Here is an 18,731-nt window from a genome sequence, read left to right as displayed (position 1 = left end):
AGGCACTCTATGACCCTGCGTGCAGCGCTTTGTGTGGTGTTAGTCAGCGTGTTGGCTGGCTGCGTTTCATCGGGTGGATCAAACCCGATGAGCACCGACAAAGGCCGTGATGCAGCGCGTCAGGCGTATGTTCAGTTGGGGCTTGGTTATTTGCAGCAGGGCATGGCCGAACAGGCCAAAGTTCCCTTGCGCAAGGCCCTTGAGCTGGATCAGGACGCCCCGGACACCCACGCAGCGCTGGCGTTAGTGTTTCAGCGCGAAATGGAGTTTGAGCTGGCAGAGCAAAGCTTTCAAAAAGCCTTGGCTGCCCGCCCGCACGATGCCCGCACGCTCAACAACTACGCCAGCTTGCTGTTTGAACAGCAACGCTATCAAGACGCCTACACGCTGTTTCAGAAAGCCGCCGCTGACCATCTTTATCCTGAACGCTCCCGGGTTTACGAAAATTTGGGTATAACGGCGCTCAAGCTGGGGCAGCCTGAAACAGCACGCGGTTACCTTGTAAAAGCATTGCGCCTGAACCCCAAACAACCGCGAGCCCTGCTGGAAATGGCCGAGTTGTCCTACCAGGATCGTCAATATCTGCCCGCGCGCGAGTTTTACGATCGTTTTAGCCTGCTTAGTGGGCAAAATGCACGTAGTCTATTGCTCGGTGCGCGACTGGCGGCTGTGTTCGATGATCGCGCCACACCTGCCAGTCATGGCCAGCAACTAAAACGACTTTATCCCGGCACGCCGGAATATCAGCAATACCTGTCGGAGCAATGATGAAAGCGGCGCAACCCGAAGTTCTAGCAGCGACTCGAGTCAATCCCGGTGAGACCTTGCGTCAGGGCCGTGAAAACAATGGATGGACATTGGCTGAAGTCGCCTTGAAGCTCAATCTCACGGCCAGTGCCTTGAGTCATCTTGAGACGGGCGCGTTCGACAAATTGCCAGGCCATACCTTTGCCCGTGGCTATATCCGCGCTTATGCCAAGCTGCTGGGTATGGATCAGACGGCCCTGGTGCATGAGTTTGATCTGTTTACCGGCACTGACTCGTCCGGCAGCAACGTCCACAGTTTGGGCCGTATCGAAGAACCGGTGCGCGTGTCCCACACCATTTTGCGCATTGTCAGCCTGTTGCTGTTGTTGGCAGTGATTGGCGGCGGCTTTATCTGGTGGCAGGACCAAACGTCCATGCGCGCCAAGGACCTGATCGGCCTCACGCCCGAACACGTTGAAGTGGAAGGGGCTGACGGCACGACCCAGATCCATCCGCTGGACGAGCCTGAAGATCAGGCCGTGGCTGAAGCCAAAACTGAAAGCGAAGCGGCTGCTCCTGTTGCGCCTACTGGTGATCAGGCGGCTACGACCGCCTTGGCATTACCTGACACCCCACAAGCGGCTGTTGCCGAAACGGCCGTGCCAGTGGTTCAGCCCGCTCCAGTCCCTGCGCCCGCGCTGCCGGTCGCTGTGGCGCCCGTTGTTGCAACGCCCGCCCCGACAGCTGCGGCACCGGCAGCCGTCGCAGGTGCGGGCAACGTTGGCGTGCAATACACCGCTGATTGCTGGACTCAAGTCACCGATGCCACAGGTAAAGTGCTGTTCGGCGGCTTGAAGCGCAAAGGCGAAAATCTTGAAGTGAGCGGCAAGCCTCCCTTGAGCTTGCGCCTGGGCTTTGCCCGCGGTGCACAAGTGACCTACAACGGTCAGTCAGTGGACCTGGCTCCTTTCACCAGTGGCGAAACTGCTCGCCTGAAGTTAGGTCAATAAGTCATGCACGGCGAATCTCCAATCAAACGTCGCGAATCGCGAAAAATCTGGGTCGGCTCAGTGCCAGTGGGTGGCGATGCCCCTATTGCCGTACAAAGCATGACCAACAGCGACACCAACGATGTAGCCGCCACCGTTGCGCAAATCAATCGCCTGGAAGCTGCCGGTGTCGATATCGTGCGGGTTTCCGTGCCTGATATGGACGCTGCCGAAGCGTTTGGCCGCATCAAGCAATTGGTAAAAGTACCGTTGGTTGCCGATATCCACTTCGATTACCGCATCGCCTTGCGCGTGGCGGAATTGGGTGTGGACTGCCTGCGTATCAACCCCGGTAACATCGGTCGCGAAGACCGTGTGCGTGCAGTGGTTGATGCGGCGCGTGACCGTGGTATTCCGATCCGTATCGGTGTTAACGCAGGTTCCCTCGAAAAAGACCTGCAAAAAAAGTACGGCGAACCGACCCCGGCCGCTTTGGTTGAGTCGGCCCTGCGCCACGTTGAACACCTTGAACGTCTGAATTTCAAGGACTTCAAAGTCAGTGTGAAGGCGTCCGATGTGTTCATGGCCGTTGAAGCCTACCGTCTATTGGCCAAAGAAATTGTCCAGCCGCTGCATTTGGGTATCACTGAAGCGGGTGGATTACGCTCAGGCACAGTGAAATCTGCCGTGGGCCTAGGTATGCTGCTCGCCGAAGGCATTGGCGACACCATTCGCATCTCGTTGGCTGCCGACCCGGTGGAAGAAGTGAAAGTCGGCTACGACATTCTCAAATCCCTGCGGTTGCGTTCGCGTGGTATCAATTTCATTGCGTGCCCTAGCTGTTCGCGCCAGAACTTCGACGTGGTAAAAACCATGAACGAACTGGAAGGGCGCCTTGAAGACTTGCTGGTTCCCTTGGATGTTGCTGTGATTGGCTGTGTAGTTAACGGCCCCGGCGAAGCCAAAGAGGCCCATGTGGGCTTGACCGGTGGTACGCCAAACCTGATTTACATCGACGGTAAGCCGTCGCAGAAATTGACGAATGAAAATCTGGTGGATCAACTCGAAAAATTGATCCGCCAGAAAGCGGCCGAAAAGGTCGAAGCTGACGCTGCTGTGATCGCGCGCGGCTAATCAAACGAATTAAGGATTTACTGTGAGCAAGTCACTGCAAGCCATTCGTGGCATGAACGACATCCTGCCTGAGCAGACGCCTCTGTGGCGCTTCTTTGAAGCTAAGGTTGCGCGTTTGCTGGATAACTACGGTTACAAGCAAATCCGTATGCCGATCGTCGAGTTCACCGAGCTGTTCAAGCGCTCGATCGGTGAAGTCACCGATATCGTCGAAAAAGAAATGTACACCTTCGAAGACCGTAACGGCGATTCGCTCACGCTGCGCCCCGAGGGTACCGCGGCCTGTGTGCGTGCAGTGCTTGAGCACGGCATCACCGGTGGCGGGCAGGTTCAGAAGCTGTGGTATGTCGGCCCGATGTTTCGCCACGAGCGCCCGCAAAAAGGCCGTTATCGCCAGTTTCACCAAGTGGGTGTCGAAGTGTTCAATCTCGATGGGCCGGACATTGATGCCGAGCTGATCGTACTGACCTGGCGCCTGTGGGGTGAGCTGGGGATTCGTGATGCGGTCAAGCTGGAACTCAACAGCCTGGGCACCAGCGAAGCCCGTGCGCGCTATCGCAACGCATTGGTCGAATACCTGACTTCGCGCCTGAGCGAGCTGGACGAAGACAGCCAGCGTCGCCTCAAGTCCAACCCGCTGCGTGTACTCGACACCAAAAATGCCGACACCCAAGCGGTACTGGTTGATGCACCGAAGCTGGTGGATTACCTCGACGAAGAATCCCGTGTGCATTTTGAGGGCCTCAAGGCACGTCTCGATGCTGCCGGCATTCCTTACGTCATCAATCCCAAGCTGGTACGCGGGCTCGATTACTACAGCAAAACCGTATTTGAGTGGGTTACTGACAAACTCGGCGCCCAAGGCACCGTGTGTGCCGGTGGCCGTTATGACGGTCTGGTGGAGCAAATGGGTGGCAAGCCTACCTCCGGCGTGGGTTTCGCCATGGGGATCGAGCGTTTGATCCTGATGCTCGAAACCCTTGAGCAGATCCCGCAAGAAATCTCGCGACAGGTGGATGTTTACCTGTGCGCCTTTGGTGAAGCCGCTGAACTGGCCGCGCTTGCCCTGAGCGAACGTGTCCGTGATCAGTTGCCCAACCTGCGTCTGCAAGTCAATGCGGGCGCTGGCAGCTTCAAAAGCCAATTCAAGAAAGCCGACAAGAGCGGTGCCTTGTACGCATTGATCCTGGGTGACGACGAATTGGCCCAGCAAGTGGTAGGTGTCAAACCCCTGCGTGGCCAGGGCGAACAACAAACTATTGCCTGGGATGCTCTTTCCGAGCACTTGGCCACCTGCGTTGTGCAGGGTTGAAGCTGTAAAAACAGCCGATTTATCGAATAAGGAGTGTTGGGGTGTCGAGTAACGATGATGATCAGCTGGGCGAGTTGAAAGACTGGTGGCAGCGCAACGGCAAACCCCTGGTCACGGGCGGCTTGTTGGCGCTGGTGGTGGTGTTCGGCTGGCAGGCTTGGCACAAATATCAGAGCAATCAGTCGCAGGGTGCGTCGATTCTCTACCAACAACTGCTTGAAACAACACTGACGCCAACGGGTCAGCCCGATACAGCGCGCGTGGCTGAACTGTCCAACAAGCTCAAGAGTGAGTACGGCGGCAGTGCCTACGCGCAGTTTGGCGGCTTGTTCGTTGCCAAGGTCGCGGTTGAGAGCGGCAAGCTGGATGACGCAGCCAATGAGCTGAACGCCATTGTTGAAAAACCAGCCAACGCCACATTGGGTGAAGTGGCGCGTCAGCGTCTGGCTCGGGTTCTGGCCGCACAAAACAAGGTCGATGAGGCCTTGAAGCTGCTTGAAGGTGATTCGGACAAAGCATTCCTGGCCAGTCGTGAAGAACTCAAGGGCGACTTGCTGGTTCAGCAAGGTCGCACTGAAGACGCACGTGTAGCCTACGAAAAAGCCAAAGCTGCGCTGTCGGACGAAGCAGCGGTCGGCGGCTTACAAATCAAGCTCGACGACCTGGCCAAAGGGGATGCGTAACGTGAACCGTTGGAAACATGCAGCATTGCTGGCTCTGGTCATATTGGCCGCGGGTTGCAGCAGCAACAGCAAAAAAGAACTGCCACCGGCTGCACTGACTGACTTCAAAGAAGAAGTTGTCTTGCAAAAGCAGTGGAGCCGTTCGATCGGTGATGGCCAGGGCAAAACCTACAACATGCTGGTGCCAGCGGTTGACGGTAATACCCTGTACGCGGCCGATGTAACGGGCGTGGTGATGTCGCTGGATCGCATGACCGGTGACGTCAAGTGGAAGAAAGACCTCGAACTGCCGGTGTCCGGTGCCGTGGGCGCTGGCTATGGCCTGGTTCTGCTGGGCACCTTGCAAGGTGAAGTGGTTGCGCTCGACGCCAGCAATGGCGAAGAAAAATGGCGTTCCCGTGTTACCAGCGAAGTACTGGCGCCGCCAGCAACCAACGGTGACGTGGTGGTGGTTCAAACTCAGGATGATCGTCTGATCGGTCTTGATGCATCGACCGGTGAGCAGCGCTGGACCTATGACAGCACGCCTGGCGTGCTGACACTGCGCGGTACGGGTGCACCGTTGGTGACCAATCACTTGGCAGTGGCAGGTCTTTCGACCGGTAAAGTCGTTGCGCTGGATACGCAAAACGGTGTGCCTGTATGGGAGCAACGTGTTGCGATCCCGCAAGGCCGTTCTGAGCTTGAGCGCATCGTAGACATCGACGGCGGTCTGCTGCTGTCCGGTGGCACGCTGTATGTCACCAGTTATCAGGGCCGTATGGCAGCACTGGAGCTGGAAAGCGGCCGTGTGCTGTGGCAGCGCGATGCTTCGAGCTACGCAGGTGTCGCTCAAGGTTTTGGCAGCGTCTATGTCAGCTTGGCATCCGGCACTGTCGAAGGCGTTGACGAGCGTTCGACCACCGCCCTGTGGAGCAACGATGCTCTGGCTCGCCGTCAATTGTCGGCGCCAGAAGTGTTTTCCAGCTATGTAGCGGTTGGCGACATGGAAGGTTATCTGCACCTGTTGAGCCAGGTTGATGGCCGTTTCGTAGGCCGTACCCGCATTGACAGTGATGGCCTTCGGGCGCGTCCGCTGGTGGTCGGTGACATGATTTACGTGTTTGGTAACAGCGGCAAACTGGAAGCCCTGACCATTCGCTAAGGCGTCTATGCTTGAGACTCTAGGGTTTCAAGCAGCCTTGCTCTGGCAAGGCTTGCGGCACATTTGTGCTGTTCCGAACTCTGGCCGCTGCCTTGCAGCGGCTTTTGTATTTTCTGAAATAACGAAGTGGAGAGCCGCATGGTTCCCGTAATCGCCCTGGTGGGCCGACCTAACGTCGGCAAGTCCACCTTGTTCAACCGCCTGACCAGGACTCGCGACGCTATCGTCGGCGACTTGTCCGGTCTGACCCGTGATCGCCAATACGGTGAGGCCAAGTGGCAAGGGCGTTCCTACATTCTGGTCGACACCGGCGGTATTTCCGGTGACGAGCACGGTATGGACGAAAAGATGGCCGAGCAGTCGCTGCTGGCTATCGAAGAAGCGGATGTTGTGCTGTTCCTGGTTGATGCAAAAGCGGGCTTCACTGCCGCTGACCAGATGATCGGTGAACACCTGCGCAAACGTAACAAGCGCTCGTACGTGGTTGCCAACAAGGTCGATAACATCGACCCGGACATGGCCCGCGCCGAGTTCGCCCCCTTGGGCATGGGCGACGCGATTCCAATCGCCGGTGCCCATGGCCGTGGTATCACGCAGATGCTGGAAATTGCCCTGAGCAACTTCCCGCGTGACGAAGAAGAGCCAGAAGACGGCGAAGAAGAAGTCGTACTCGAAGGTGAGGAAGCCAAGCGCATTCCTGGCCCTAGCGAAAAAGACGGCATCAAGATCGCCATCATCGGTCGCCCGAACGTAGGCAAATCGACGCTGGTGAACCGCATGCTCGGTGAAGACCGCGTCATTGTGTACGACCAGCCTGGCACAACCCGCGACAGTATCTACATCCCGTTTGAGCGTAACGACGAGAAGTACACGCTGATCGACACCGCCGGTGTGCGCAAGCGCGGCAAGATCCACGAAGAAGTTGAAAAATTCTCCGTGGTCAAAACCCTGCAAGCGATCAAAGACGCCAACGTGGTGATCTTTGTGATGGATGCCCGTGAAGGCGTGGTAGACCACGACCTTAACCTGTTGGGCTTTGCGCTGGAGGCCGGTCGTGCTCTGGTCATCGCAATCAACAAGTGGGACGGCATGACCCCAAGCGAGCGCGAGTTCGTCAAAGTCGAATTGACGCGTCGTCTGTTCTTTGTCGACTTTGCTGACATTCACTTCATCTCGGCCTTGCACGGCACCGGCGTGGGTAACTTGTACCAATCGGTGCAAAACTCCTTCAAGTCGGCAGTTACCCGCTGGCCAACCAACCGTCTGACCCAGATCCTGGAAGACGCAGTGGGCGAGCACGCACCGCCGATGGTCAACAGCCGTCGCATCAAACTGCGTTATGCCCACTTGGGTGGTGCCAACCCGCCGATTATCGTGATTCACGGTAACCAGGTTGAGAAGGTGCCGAAGTCTTACGTCCGTTACCTCGAAAACACCTACCGTCGTGTCTTGAAGCTGGTGGGTACGCCCATCCGCATCGAGTTCAAAGGTGGCGAGAACCCGTACGAAGCCAACAAGAACTCCTTGACCGACCGTCAGGTCAACAAGAAGCGCCGTATGATGTCGCACCACAAGAAAGCCGACAAAAAACGCAGAGACAAGCGCTGATCGCGCACGCGTAGAGCGTAATGAGAAAGGGTCCGAAAGGACCCTTTTTCGTGTCAGGCGTTTGGGCTATCCTCGGTGGGTCCTGTGCCGCAGTCAGTGCCGGGAACTCAACAGGGAACGGCCATGATGACCAGCAAGTTGCCGAACGTCGGCACCACTATCTTTACGCGCATGTCGCAGCTCGCGACAGAAACGGGTGCGCTCAACTTGTCTCAGGGCTTCCCCGATTTCGATGGTCCACAAGCGCTGCGTGATGCAGTGGGCAAGCACATCGCCAGCGGTCACAACCAATATTCCCCGATGACCGGCTTACCTGCCTTGCGCGAGCAAGTGGCAGCCAAGATTGCACGCAGCTATGGCGTACAGGTCAATGCCGACACCGAAGTGACCATCACGCCGGGCGCAACCCAAGCCATTTTTTGTGCCATTCAGGCGGTGATTCATGCCGGTGAAGAAGTCATTGTGTTTGACCCGTGCTATGACAGTTATGAGCCTTCAGTCGTATTGGCCGGGGGCCGTTGCGTGCATGTGCCGTTGGCGCTGGACGACTTCGCGATTGACTGGCAAAAGCTTGAGGATGCCTTGAGCCCGCGTACGCGCATGATCATCCTCAACAGCCCGCATAACCCCAGTGGTGCGCTGATTACCCGCGCTGAACTGGACCAATTGGCCACACTTATCGAAAACCGTGACATTTACCTCGTTAGTGATGAGGTGTATGAGCATTTGGTGTTCGACGGGGTGCCCCACGTCAGTGTTCTGTCACATCCTGAGTTGTACCATCGTGCTTTCGTTGTCAGCTCTTTTGGCAAAACCTACCACGTGACCGGCTGGAAAACCGGCTACGTGGTGGCGCCGCCCGCGTTGACTGGCGAACTGCGCAAAGTGCATCAGTACGTGAGCTTTTGCGGGGTGACGCCGCTGCAATATGCGTTGGCTGATTTCATGGCGGCCTGCCCGCAACACGTTGAAGAGTTACCGGCCTTTTACCAGGCCAAGCGTGACTTGTTTTGTGACCTGTTAACCCCATCACGTTTCACCTTTAAACCGGTGGCAGGCACGTATTTCCAGTTGGTTGATTACTCTCAAATTCGTCCGGACCTCAATGATGTCGACATGGCCATTTGGCTGACCCGCGAACATGGCGTGGCGACCATCCCGGTTTCGGTGTTCTACCAGACCCCGCCCGAAGGGCAGCGGCTGGTTCGCCTATGTTTTGCAAAACGCGAGGAGACGCTGCGTGAAGCAGCAGAAAAACTATGCGTGATCTAAGTGGTTTACCCGATTTAACCGTAGCGCTGGTGCAAACCACGCTGGCCTGGCACGACCGACAGGCCAACTTTGATCATTTCGATGACTTGCTGGTTCAGGCCCAGGGCGCTGACCTGGTGGTGTTACCCGAAATGTTCACCACAGGCTTCAGCATGGACTCCAAAACCCTGGCTGAGCCCGAAGAGGGCCCGTCTACCGACTGGTTGCGTCAGCAGGCTAAAAAACTCAATGCAGTCATCACGGGCAGCGTGATCATCGAGGCGGCCGACGGCAGCCACCGCAATCGCCTGTTGTGGGCTCGCCCTGATGGCGAGGTGTTGCACTACGACAAACGGCATTTATTCCGCATGGCGGGTGAACATGAACATTTCACACCGGGTGAGCGCCAGGTTCAGTTCGAAGTGAAGGGCTGGCGTATTCGTCCGCTGATTTGCTACGACCTGCGCTTCCCGGTGTGGAGTTGCGACCCCCACGACACCGACCTGCTGTTGTATACGGCCAACTGGCCGGGGGCGCGTCGCTTGCACTGGAACCGTCTGTTGCCAGCGCGGGCAATTGAAAACCTGTGTTATGTGGCAGCCGTCAACCGGGTCGGTGCCGATGGCAAGGGCCTTGTTTACACCGGTGACAGCCATATCTTTGATTTTCAGGGTGAATCGTTGCTCAGTGCGGGCGAAGCGGATGGCGTATTTCAGATGAGCCTGAGTGCGAGCGAGCTGGCAGCCTACCGCGAGCGTTTTCCGGCTGACCTGGATGCCGACGATTTTGAGTTGCGCTAGGATGGGTTTCTGTTTTGCACTCACCCAGTGATCTATAAGAGCAAGCTCGTGTTGTTGCCACTCTCGAACAACATCAATACGAGCTTGCAATGTTGCGATTGACGCTCTGCGATTAACACCTCTACCTGATCGGCGATTATCCCTGGCGCAGCAGCGCCAAGGTGCGTGCGAGGAGGCTAGGCCGCGACAGCCGCCGCCAAAGTCTTAACGTACTTTTAATGCTGTTTTCTGAAGCGCCCTCTCCCAAACGTTCTCCATAGCCGGGCTATCCCCCTTTGAATGATGGCGTGCTTTTGAAGTGTGCCCGCGGTGCAGGCGAACTTAAACGTTCGGCAAATGCGCGAGACAAGGACGAGTTTTAAGATGGCTAACTATGTACCGCCTTTTTGAAGGTGATGTTCTTGATGGTGTGAAGACGGCAGGCATGCGTGTTCTGTCTTCTTTTTCTAATCAAGGATTAAACGGTAATGAATCATACAAGCGATCGTGAAAAGCGCCATGCGCAACCCAATGTACGCGTCGAACTCCCCGCGCTGAGCCCGGCGTTTGTGAGTGCCGATGATGCTGCCCGCTATGCGCATCGCTTGATCGGCGATTTTCGAAATGTCGAATACGGTGGCGCCATCTTGAAAGATGCTCAAGGGCGTTATTATGCAACGCGCCCCGTCAGAGACCAGTCGGGTTCTTTCAACCCGACCCGGGTTATTTCTACCGACGCTCAAGGTCTCTTCATTACGCCTGCCGGTTACACCTGTTATGCCCTATATCATTCTCATCCGAGCAACTACGAAGAGTTGCAACGCGCGTTTAAACACTGGAGCACTGAAGAGATTCAGACAGCGATCAGTTTTTTCTCAAGTAACGATATTGTGCTCAATATGCTCAATGCCTATTTTGCAGTGGCGCATTATTTATCGTGCCCCAATGGTGCTTTGCTCAAGTATGTGTCCAGTGGTTCGGCTGTGGAGCGTGCCCTGTCCGAACGCATTGCATACGATGTACACGCAAAAAAACTCAGTTTTTCCAGGATTGCCGAGTATGTCCAGGAGGTGGCCCGCGCCGGGACGCTGAGTATTATCCAGAGTAATGAGGTGTGGGGCGGCAAGCTCGGTCAGGTGAGCGCCGATTTTAAAGTGTTCACCCCACATCCCTTGCTCGATATTGCTCCGGTAATGGTTAGCCAACCCGCGTTCAGCTCCATCAGTAGCACGCTTGAACAGGCTCTCAAAGAAGCTCGGGCGCGGGTTTATCAAACCGCTGAAAGTCAGTATGGCGTGATTTTAAAATTCAAAAACCATCCCTTTTACATCAGCACTGAGCCGGTCAGCGAGGAGATGGACTTTTCGCTGGCGCGCATTTTTGGTCGCAACACCGCAGGCAGGGCTTTAGTTCCGGCCAATTTCGAAATTGTCGGGCTGTATGCCTGCGACGGTTTTTACCGTGATCCCAGTGAGGTCCCTGCGCAAGAACCCACTGTGTTCAAGAACTTCCTGCACCCTGACGCACTGGCCAAGGGTATTGAGGTGGCTAAACGGCTGAAGCTGCCAGCGGCCTCACAGGCGGTGCCGTTGTTTATCGTGTGCCGCGACGGCGCGCTCCTTAAATACGTGTCGACATTTGCCGCGGCCGAGGAAAAATTTCTGAGGGCACTGCCGCAAAGCGAAGGCGGCGCTTTAGCGGTCCTCAGAGACCTGCTAGGAGGGGTCTACACGCCAAGTAATTACATCCGCGACTTGGCCGCTGCGGGTCAGTTGAGCGTTTTGCACACCAGTGATCTGTGGCGTTATGCAGGTCGCGTAGCTGCGAACTGGCAGCCCTATAAAGATTTTTATCGGCGCGAGTTGGGGCCATCCTTCGTGTCTGCTGACGACGCTGCCCGTTACGCTCATAACGTTATCGCCAAGCGAACGGACTACACCTATGGCGGCATTATCTACCAGCGGCTGGATAATCGTTTTGTCGCCACAGAACCCATGGCGGTAAAAAATGAAACATTTGACGCCACGCTGGTGTTTCCTCCTGAGCTGATGAGGCATGTACCGCATGGTTTTTCGGTGGTGGCTGTTTACCACACCCATTGTGTGCATCCGTTGCAATTGTGGCGTTCTGCAGACGAAGAACAGCTATTTCGCAACATGCTTGAACCCCATGAGTTGTATGACGCGATCAAGAATAGTGATTGGGCCAGTGCGCGTTATTTTTCGACGCAAAACGGCACGCTGCTCAGGTACACGCCCAGTGGATCGGCCAAGGAAGTTATTCTACTGAGCCAGATTTCACCGCCGAGGCTAAATCCCGAAAAGGTCCGTCGAAATACACTGGGGGCAGCGATGCGCGCCAACTCGATCAAGCCAGGGCAATACGTTGCCCAAGTGGCAGAGGCTGGGGACTTGTACGTCGTCGTGGGCAGTGCGTTATGGGGCAAGCCCGGTAAGATCACACCAACCTGGAAGCCGGGGGGCAGGACCTCCGCCGTGACACAAGCGTTGTCGCCACCGGCTCTGAGCCCGATATTCGCGCAGTCTGAAGACGCCGTGCGTTATGCCCATGAGCACATGGGCGCTCGTACTACTGCGCAATACGGGGTGATTCTGCGCAGTACCCACAGCGAGGAGTACGTAACGACGTTGCCTTTGGAGGGTGGCGATTTCAGTATGGAGCGCCTGTATCCACGCGATGACTCTACCCAGCCCTACACCCTGCCGATGGCTTTTCAACTGCATGGGGTCTATGTCGGCGCGCCTGAAAAAGTAGCGCCGATCAAGGGGCACCTTACCAACAGACGGGTTTACGACGCGTTCATCTCACCCGTGGATCTGTTCAAAGCATTACAACTGGCTATCAGCCTCAAGCACGAAGATGCCCTCGTGGGTGAGGGGAGTGTGATTTATATCTCGGGTGGCGATGGTGCGCTGTTGCGTTTTTTCAGCACATTGGATGCTGTGCAGCTCTCGACCGGGCTGTTTAAAGACAGCGGGCAGGCGCTATTGAATGATCTGACAGCGCTTAGATTGACTCCTTTGGAATACGTGCGCCAAGTGGCAATGGCGGGTGAGTTACACGTGCTGCAGACCAATGCGGTGTGGCACGAGCCAGGTTCTGTGTCGGGAGGGTGGCAGCCTTACGGCCTCGAAAGCGCGCCCCGACCTGCGAGTACCCTCAAGTTTTTCCCCGCAAGCCCGGTATTTTGCCACCCCGATGATGCCGCGCGCTTTGTGCATCGCCGGATAAAACTGCCACACACAGTCAATATCATGGGCGGTGTCTTATATGAGGCAACTTACGGGAGCTACGTGGCGCTTGAGCCTGTGGTCAATGGTGAATCCGTCAATGTGGCTGAGATGATTAGCAAAACCCACGGCCAACCGACAGCTTCAGCCAGAGCCGTGCTTCCTCGCGGTTACTCGCTGGTTAGCCTGCATTACTCGCGTGATGTGCGAGGGCTCAGCGCTGAGTCTGAGGTTGAAGCCCAACTGATCCGCAACCTCCCGTGGCCGGAAGACCTTTGTTATGCCTTCCATACCGAAGAAGTCATAGGCATCGTGTACGACTACGTTTATGTCTCGGCAGACGATGGAGGGCTCTTGCGCTATGGACGCGGTAATGAGGCAGCGACGTTTGCGCTGTGTAATGGCGTCAGTGGATACGGGTGGACCACGCAGGCTTATTTTGTCGAGAACGCCCAGCCTCTCCCGATCCCGACCCCCGCCAGTGAAATTCTGACCAAACTGCTGAATTCTGGCAGTTTGCGCGTGCTCGTCAGCAGTGCCAGTTGGCCGCTTCAGGGGGGCATTCAGAGCCGCCATACGATCTCAACAGAGCCTTCGGATCTTGACTATGAAGGCACGACGGCGGCTCAACCCATTGCGAACGTGAAGGTCGGGCCTTTACGCGACGAGTTGTAAGTGTCAAAAACTATAGCCGCTGTCAGTAGGCTGCCATAGGCACTGTGGGACTTTCGTTGAGATTCAAAATATATGCTCAGGGGTGAGCATTATCAGGGGCCCCAAAAAAACACCCTGCGAAAGCGTAGCCCTCGCAGGGTGTGGCGCTGATCCTTTCATTGGCCCCCGTACATCAGGGGGCTTTTTGATTGCTTACGCCGCTTTTGCCTGCGCATCGCTCAGTGCGCGGTTCAGGGCGCTGAACAAGGCCTTGAAGCTGGCGGTGGTGATGTTTTCATCAATACCCACACCATGCACGGCGCGTTCGCCATTTACGCGCAGCTCAATGTACGCCGCCGCTTTGGCGTGGGTGCCTGCGCCGATTGCATGCTCGTTGTAGTCCATGATTTCAGCCTTGACCGGCAAGCCCGCCACCAATGCTTCCAGCGCGCCGTTGCCTTGACCGCTCCAGCGCAGGTTAGTCTCGCCCGCACCTTTGGCTGATACTTCAACGTCGACCGCGCTATGACCGTTTTCTTCTTGCAGGCGATGGCTTACCAGCGCGTAAGGCGTGTTGGCTTGCAGGTACTCGCTGTGCAACAGGCCGTGGATTTGTTTGGCGGTCATCTCAAGGCCCAGACGGTCGGTTTCGCGTTGCACCACCTGGCTGAACTCGATCTGCATGCGGCGCGGCAGGTTGATGCCGTATTCCTGCTCCAACAGGTAAGCAATCCCGCCTTTACCGGATTGGCTGTTAACGCGAATGACGGCTTCGTAGCTACGGCCAATGTCTGCCGGGTCGATAGGCAAGTACGGTACTTCCCACAGAGTATCGGGTTTCTGTTGTGCGAAGCCTTTACGGATAGCGTCCTGATGCGAGCCGGAGAACGCGGTGTGCACCAAATCGCCCACATACGGATGGCGTGGGTGAACCGGAATCTGGTTGCACTCTTCAACGACTTTGCGTACGCCGTCGATATCCGAGAAGTCCAGCTGCGGGTCCAGGCCCTGGGTGTACATGTTCAGTGCCACGGTGACCAGATCGACGTTGCCGGTGCGTTCGCCATTACCGAACAGGCAGCCTTCCACGCGGTCAGCACCCGCCAACAGGCCCAGCTCGGTTGCCGCAACCCCTGTGCCGCGGTCGTTATGGGTGTGCAGGCTGATCAGCACGCTGTCACGGCGATTGATATGGCGACCGAACCATTCGATCTGGTCGGCATAAATGTTTGGGGTGGCGCACTCAACGGTGGCGGGCAGGTTGAGGATCATCTTGTGCTCAGGCGTCGGGTTCCACACCTCGATTACGGCATCACACACTTCCTTGGCGAACTCCAGCTCCGTGGCGCTGAAGGTCTCAGGCGAATATTCGAACGTCCACTGGGTTTCAGGTTGCTGCGCGGCGTATTTGACGAACAGCTTTGCCGCGCTGACGGCGATTTCTTTGATGCCGTCCTTGTCCTGATTGAACACGATGCGGCGAAAGGCCGGGCATGTCGCGTTGTACAAGTGAACGATGGCTTTTTTGGCGCCTCGCAATGACTCGAACGTGCGTGCGATCAAGTCTTCACGGCCCTGGGTCAGCACCTGAATGGTGGTGTCGTCAGGGATGTGACCGTCTTCGATCAGCGTGCGCACGAAATCAAAGTCGGTTTGCGAAGCGGCCGGGAACGACGCCTCAATTTCTTTTACGCCAACACTGACCAGCGTTTTCCAGAAACGCAGCTTCTTCGCGGCATCCATCGGTTCGATCAGCGACTGATTGCCGTCGCGCAGATCAGAGCTGCACCAGATTGGCGCGCGGGTGATGGTTTTCGACGGCCACGTGCGGTCAGGCAAATCAATGACCGGAAACGGGCGGTACTTGGAAGAAGGGTTTTTGAGCATGGTCATCAGGCAATCCTTATTGTACGAGCCGAAAAAAGGCGGCTAACCGTAGATACAAAGCAGAGGGGCGAGGCACCGCAATCAGCCTTGCAGTCGTGCACTGACGAGGCAAAGGCTGCGATGTTGACGTAGCAAAATGAGGGTGTGAGGTGTGTTCATGGCCTCAACCCTAACCATTGGCCGTAAAGATGGCAAGCGGCCAAAAAAGATTGAGATAAATGCTCGAATATCGTCGTTCTACGAGTTTTTATCGCGTAATCCATGTCTTTTATTGACAAGGATTGCGCTCCGTAAAGGTAGTTAGGCGTTTTGTGCTGCTCAAGAGCTGCCGAATGGTTACGGCTGGAAAGCCCCAATAAAGATGGCCGGGTCTACGCGTGCATCATTCAGGCTGACGTTCCAGTGCATGTGCGGCCCTGTGGCGCGACCGGTTGAACCCACTTTACCTACCACCTCACCACGGGCCAGTTGCTGGCCAACCTGGGTGTCGATCTTGGACATGTGACAAAACATGCTGATGAAGCCTTGGCCGTGGTCGACAAACACGGTGTTTCCGTTGAAGAAGTAATTGCCGATCAAAATCACTTTTCCGGCTGCTGGCGTTTTGATCGGCGTGCCGGCTGGCACTGCAAAGTCGAGGCCCGCGTGCGGGTTGCGTTCTTCGCCGTTGAAGAATCGGCGCACACCAAACTTGCTCGACAACGGTCCGTTGACCGGTTTGTCCAACAGCAGGTTGCTCGGGGTGTTGGGGCTGAACGTGAGATACGCCTTGATCTGAATCGCCAGTTCATTGTCGATGCGCTTGATATCCGCCGGGTTCGGATTGACCTGGCGCTTGTTCTTCAGCGTGATGCGTTGCTCGGGGTATTTTTTGTAGCCCACTGTGAAGCTCAGGTCGCGCCCGGCCGAACTGATGAGCTGACTGCCGGGTTTTACCGTCAGCGGGATGCCGACAATGGCACGCCATGTGTCTTGTTCTTTGACCACCAATACGGGCTTGCCTTGATAGGTGGCTTTGGGGGCTTGCGCACCTTTGCCCAGCTCGATCACGGCAACGCCCCCCGGCACAGGTTTGTTCAGTAATCGGGTGATGTAACTGTCAGCTGCGTTCGCATTGACGGTCAGGCATAACAACAAAAGAGCAGAGGCAAAACGCAGCATTGATCAATCCAGTAATGAAAGGGTGACAGGCGTGAGGTGGTTATCTTCAACGCGCACGTGTAACTCGCCTTCACCCAGTTTGGCCTTCAAGCGTTGGCCGTTATGGGTTTGCCCGGCACTGCGAATGGCATTGCCGCGCTCGTCGAGCAAGATACTGTAACCGCGCCCCAGCGTGGCCAGCGGGCTGACCACATGCAGGGTTTGCATCTGGCTTTGCAATTGCAAACGACGGGCCTTGAGCCGTTCGCGCATGGCGCGTGGCAAGCGCTCGGCCAGGCTGTCCAGACGCTGGCGTAAGAGCGCCAATTGGCGCCCCGGATGCTGACCGGCCAGACGGGTTTGGAGGCGGATCAAGCGCTCGCGACGGGTATTGAGACTGCGCTCGAACGCGCGGCGCAGGCGCATGTCCAGGTCATCCAGCCGTTGTGCTTGCTGGCGCAAACGTTCGCCGGGGTGGCGCAAACGACGCGCCAGGCCGTCCAGGCGCAAGCGCTCACGCATTAAACGGTCGCGCATGCGCATCACCAGGCGGCGATGCAGGTTGTCGATGCGGTGCTGCAAGTCACGGGTGTCCGGAGCCAGCAACTCGGCGGCGGCGGAGGGGGTGGGGGCGCGTACATCGGCCACAAAATCGCTGATCGAAACGTCGGTTTCGTGCCCGACGGCACTCACGACAGGGGTCACGCAGGCGTCAATGGCGCGGGCCACGGCTTCTTCGTTAAAACACCACAGGTCTTCCAGCGAGCCGCCGCCCCGGGCCAGGATCAGCGCGTCAAAGCCGCGCGCATCGGCGAGTTTCAGTGCGCGCACGATTTGCGCGGTGGCTTCACGGCCTTGCACGGCAGTCGGGATCAGCGTCAGCTCGATGTGCGGGGCACGGCGGCGAAACACGCTGATGATGTCGCGAATCACCGCGCCCGTGGGTGAGCTGACAATACCAATGCGCTGCGGATGAGCGGGCAGGGCCACCTTGCGCTCGGCACTGAACAGCCCTTCAGCGCTGAGCTTTTCTTTGAGTGCATCGAAGGCCAGACGCAGCGCCCCCTCGCCTGCGGGTTCGACCGTATCGAGGATCAGTTGATAGTCGCCACGACCTTCAAATAACGACACCTTGCCACGTACTTTTACCGCCAGGCCGTCTTTCAGCGCTTGGCGCACCCGTGCGGCGTTGTTGCGAAACAGCGCGCAACGTACTTGAGCACCGCTGTCCTTGAGGGTGAAGTAGACGTGGCCAGACGCCGGGCGAGCGAGGTTGGAAATTTCACCTTCAACCCAGATATTGCTGAACACGTCTTCGAGCAACACCCGCGCACGGCCATTGAGCTGGCTGACAGTCAGGACTTCGCGGTCCAGGTTGAGTCTTGCAAAAGGGTCTTTAATCATGAGGGCCATCATAAGGGCGGATGCTGATCACTGCACCTGTCGGGTTAAGGCGCGTGCACTAAAGAGTAGGCCCTTGGGGGATCAGGCTTTAAGCTGCGCGCTCTGAAAAAGCTCGCATGCAACCGCGACTACACCTTTAGGTTTGTTCTTATATGTGCCGTATCCCATGAATTCGCAAAGCATCATCGTGCCTAAAATTTCCACCTTGGCGGTGCATGAGCCCCGCGCCCGTGCCATCGTGCGCTGGCTGGTGCGCAAAAACATCATTGAAGCAGAACTCACGACCTGCGGCCGCACCGGCAATGGCATGGCTTATGCCATTGCGCCGGGGGCTGCGAGCGTGGTGTTGCACCCCGAAGCCTTGCCCTTTGGTGAGGCGATCAACGGGTTGGAGATCATTACCAAGCGCTGCATTTACACCCCGGCCAAGGGCTTTCTGGAAGAGGCCGGTTGTGCCGAGTGCCGCAAAGAAGTTGGCGAAGCACTGTTCGAAAGCCTTGAAGACTGGATGCCGGGGCGAACAGATAACTTCACCTGCCCGCTCTGCGCCCATGAAGATGACATCAACGGTTTTTTGTTTTTGCAGGCGTGCGCGTTTTCCAACCTGGGTTTCATCTTCAATAACTGGGCCGAGGCGGGGTTCAAGCAAAGCTTCCTCGATGAGTTTGCCGACTGGCTTGATCAGCCGGTGGCGTGGGTGAAAGTCGAACTGTGACCCCCGGATTGCGTAGCCGCTGCCGAGCCTGCG

At 56.8% G+C, this 18,731-nt stretch carries 14 protein-coding genes; 11 read left to right on the top strand and 3 right to left on the bottom strand.

Going from position 1 to position 18,731, the window contains the following annotated elements:
• Nucleotides 1-9 precede the first annotated feature (9 nt).
• From pilW to GYN01_RS05405, 10 genes are all read left to right on the top strand, one after another.
• Nucleotides 10-768, top strand: coding sequence for a type IV pilus biogenesis/stability protein PilW (gene pilW / locus GYN01_RS05450; RefSeq protein WP_048362608.1), 759 nt, complete (start codon nt 10-12; stop codon nt 766-768).
• Nucleotides 768-1,757: a RodZ domain-containing protein gene (locus GYN01_RS05445; RefSeq protein ID WP_203306702.1), complete on the top strand. Its 990-nt coding sequence runs from the start codon at nt 768-770 to the stop codon at nt 1,755-1,757. The genes pilW and GYN01_RS05445 overlap by 1 nt, the downstream gene beginning before the upstream one ends.
• Nucleotides 1,758-1,760: 3 nt before the next feature.
• Nucleotides 1,761-2,870 (top strand): flavodoxin-dependent (E)-4-hydroxy-3-methylbut-2-enyl-diphosphate synthase, encoded by a 1,110-nt coding sequence (gene ispG, locus GYN01_RS05440; RefSeq protein WP_048362610.1) that lies wholly within the window; start codon nt 1,761-1,763, stop codon nt 2,868-2,870.
• A gap of 22 nt (nt 2,871-2,892) precedes the next feature.
• Entirely contained in the window at nt 2,893-4,182 is a 1,290-nt protein-coding gene (gene hisS, locus GYN01_RS05435; protein WP_203306701.1) for a histidine--tRNA ligase, read from the top strand.
• 41 nt (nt 4,183-4,223) lie between these two features.
• Nucleotides 4,224-4,865 carry a tetratricopeptide repeat protein gene (locus tag GYN01_RS05430; protein ID WP_203306700.1) on the top strand — a complete coding sequence of 214 codons (642 nt, stop codon included), beginning with the start codon at nt 4,224-4,226 and terminating at the stop codon, nt 4,863-4,865.
• Nucleotides 4,858-6,009 carry an outer membrane protein assembly factor BamB gene (bamB, locus tag GYN01_RS05425; protein ID WP_048362613.1) on the top strand — a complete coding sequence of 384 codons (1,152 nt, stop codon included), beginning with the start codon at nt 4,858-4,860 and terminating at the stop codon, nt 6,007-6,009. The genes GYN01_RS05430 and bamB overlap by 8 nt, the downstream gene beginning before the upstream one ends.
• Nucleotides 6,010-6,147: 138 nt before the next feature.
• Nucleotides 6,148-7,617 (top strand): ribosome biogenesis GTPase Der, encoded by a 1,470-nt coding sequence (gene der / locus GYN01_RS05420; protein ID WP_048362614.1) that lies wholly within the window; start codon nt 6,148-6,150, stop codon nt 7,615-7,617.
• A 123-nt stretch (nt 7,618-7,740) separates the two neighbouring features.
• A complete protein-coding gene (locus GYN01_RS05415; protein ID WP_203306699.1) occupies nt 7,741-8,889 on the top strand; it encodes a pyridoxal phosphate-dependent aminotransferase in 1,149 nt (382 codons plus the stop codon).
• Entirely contained in the window at nt 8,877-9,668 is a 792-nt protein-coding gene (locus GYN01_RS05410) for an amidohydrolase (protein WP_203306698.1), read from the top strand. The genes GYN01_RS05415 and GYN01_RS05410 overlap by 13 nt, the downstream gene beginning before the upstream one ends.
• A 467-nt stretch (nt 9,669-10,135) precedes the next feature.
• Entirely contained in the window at nt 10,136-13,573 is a 3,438-nt protein-coding gene (locus GYN01_RS05405; protein ID WP_203306697.1) for a DUF4329 domain-containing protein, read from the top strand.
• Nucleotides 13,574-13,765: 192 nt separating this feature from the next.
• Here the strand turns inward: GYN01_RS05405 and leuA are convergent, their stop codons facing one another.
• The 3 genes from leuA to xseA form a co-directional block, all read right to left on the bottom strand.
• Complete coding sequence (gene leuA, locus GYN01_RS05400) at nt 13,766-15,445, bottom strand: 2-isopropylmalate synthase (RefSeq protein ID WP_048401189.1); 1,680 nt, start codon at nt 15,443-15,445, stop codon at nt 13,766-13,768.
• A gap of 330 nt (nt 15,446-15,775) precedes the next feature.
• The gene (locus GYN01_RS05395) at nt 15,776-16,600 is read right to left on the bottom strand and encodes a M23 family metallopeptidase (protein ID WP_048401187.1); all 825 of its coding nucleotides are present in this window, start codon (nt 16,598-16,600) and stop codon (nt 15,776-15,778) included.
• 3 nt (nt 16,601-16,603) lie between these two features.
• Entirely contained in the window at nt 16,604-17,983 is a 1,380-nt protein-coding gene (gene xseA, locus GYN01_RS05390; protein ID WP_048401243.1) for an exodeoxyribonuclease VII large subunit, read from the bottom strand.
• A gap of 166 nt (nt 17,984-18,149) precedes the next feature.
• On the opposite strand from xseA, the gene GYN01_RS05385 reads away from it, so the two are divergent.
• Nucleotides 18,150-18,698, top strand: a complete 549-nt coding sequence (locus tag GYN01_RS05385) for a sugar ABC transporter ATPase (RefSeq protein WP_203306696.1) — start codon at nt 18,150-18,152, stop codon at nt 18,696-18,698.
• Nucleotides 18,699-18,731 lie beyond the last annotated feature (33 nt).

It is taken from the genome of Pseudomonas weihenstephanensis (genome assembly GCF_016812185.1).
GTDB classification, from domain to species: domain Bacteria; phylum Pseudomonadota; class Gammaproteobacteria; order Pseudomonadales; family Pseudomonadaceae; genus Aquipseudomonas; species Aquipseudomonas weihenstephanensis.
The sequence above is the reverse complement of the archived record's forward strand: the minus strand, read 5'-3'. Positions and strand labels throughout refer to the sequence as shown.

Bases quoted from the DNA above. Each gene is read 5' to 3' on its own strand.
- pilW (WP_048362608.1), top strand. From the start codon at position 10: ATGACCCTGCGTGCAGCGCTTTGTGTGGTGTTAGTCAGCGTGTTGGCT.
- GYN01_RS05445 (WP_203306702.1), top strand. From the start codon at position 768: ATGAAAGCGGCGCAACCCGAAGTTCTAGCAGCGACTCGAGTCAATCCC.
- ispG (WP_048362610.1), top strand. From the start codon at position 1,761: ATGCACGGCGAATCTCCAATCAAACGTCGCGAATCGCGAAAAATCTGG.
- bamB (WP_048362613.1), top strand. From the start codon at position 4,858: ATGCGTAACGTGAACCGTTGGAAACATGCAGCATTGCTGGCTCTGGTC.
- der (WP_048362614.1), top strand. From the start codon at position 6,148: ATGGTTCCCGTAATCGCCCTGGTGGGCCGACCTAACGTCGGCAAGTCC.
- GYN01_RS05415 (WP_203306699.1), top strand. From the start codon at position 7,741: ATGATGACCAGCAAGTTGCCGAACGTCGGCACCACTATCTTTACGCGC.
- GYN01_RS05410 (WP_203306698.1), top strand. From the start codon at position 8,877: ATGCGTGATCTAAGTGGTTTACCCGATTTAACCGTAGCGCTGGTGCAA.
- GYN01_RS05405 (WP_203306697.1), top strand. From the start codon at position 10,136: ATGAATCATACAAGCGATCGTGAAAAGCGCCATGCGCAACCCAATGTA.
- leuA (WP_048401189.1), bottom strand. From the start codon at position 15,445: ATGACCATGCTCAAAAACCCTTCTTCCAAGTACCGCCCGTTTCCGGTC.
- GYN01_RS05395 (WP_048401187.1), bottom strand. From the start codon at position 16,600: ATGCTGCGTTTTGCCTCTGCTCTTTTGTTGTTATGCCTGACCGTCAAT.
- xseA (WP_048401243.1), bottom strand. From the start codon at position 17,983: ATGATTAAAGACCCTTTTGCAAGACTCAACCTGGACCGCGAAGTCCTG.
- GYN01_RS05385 (WP_203306696.1), top strand. From the start codon at position 18,150: ATGAATTCGCAAAGCATCATCGTGCCTAAAATTTCCACCTTGGCGGTG.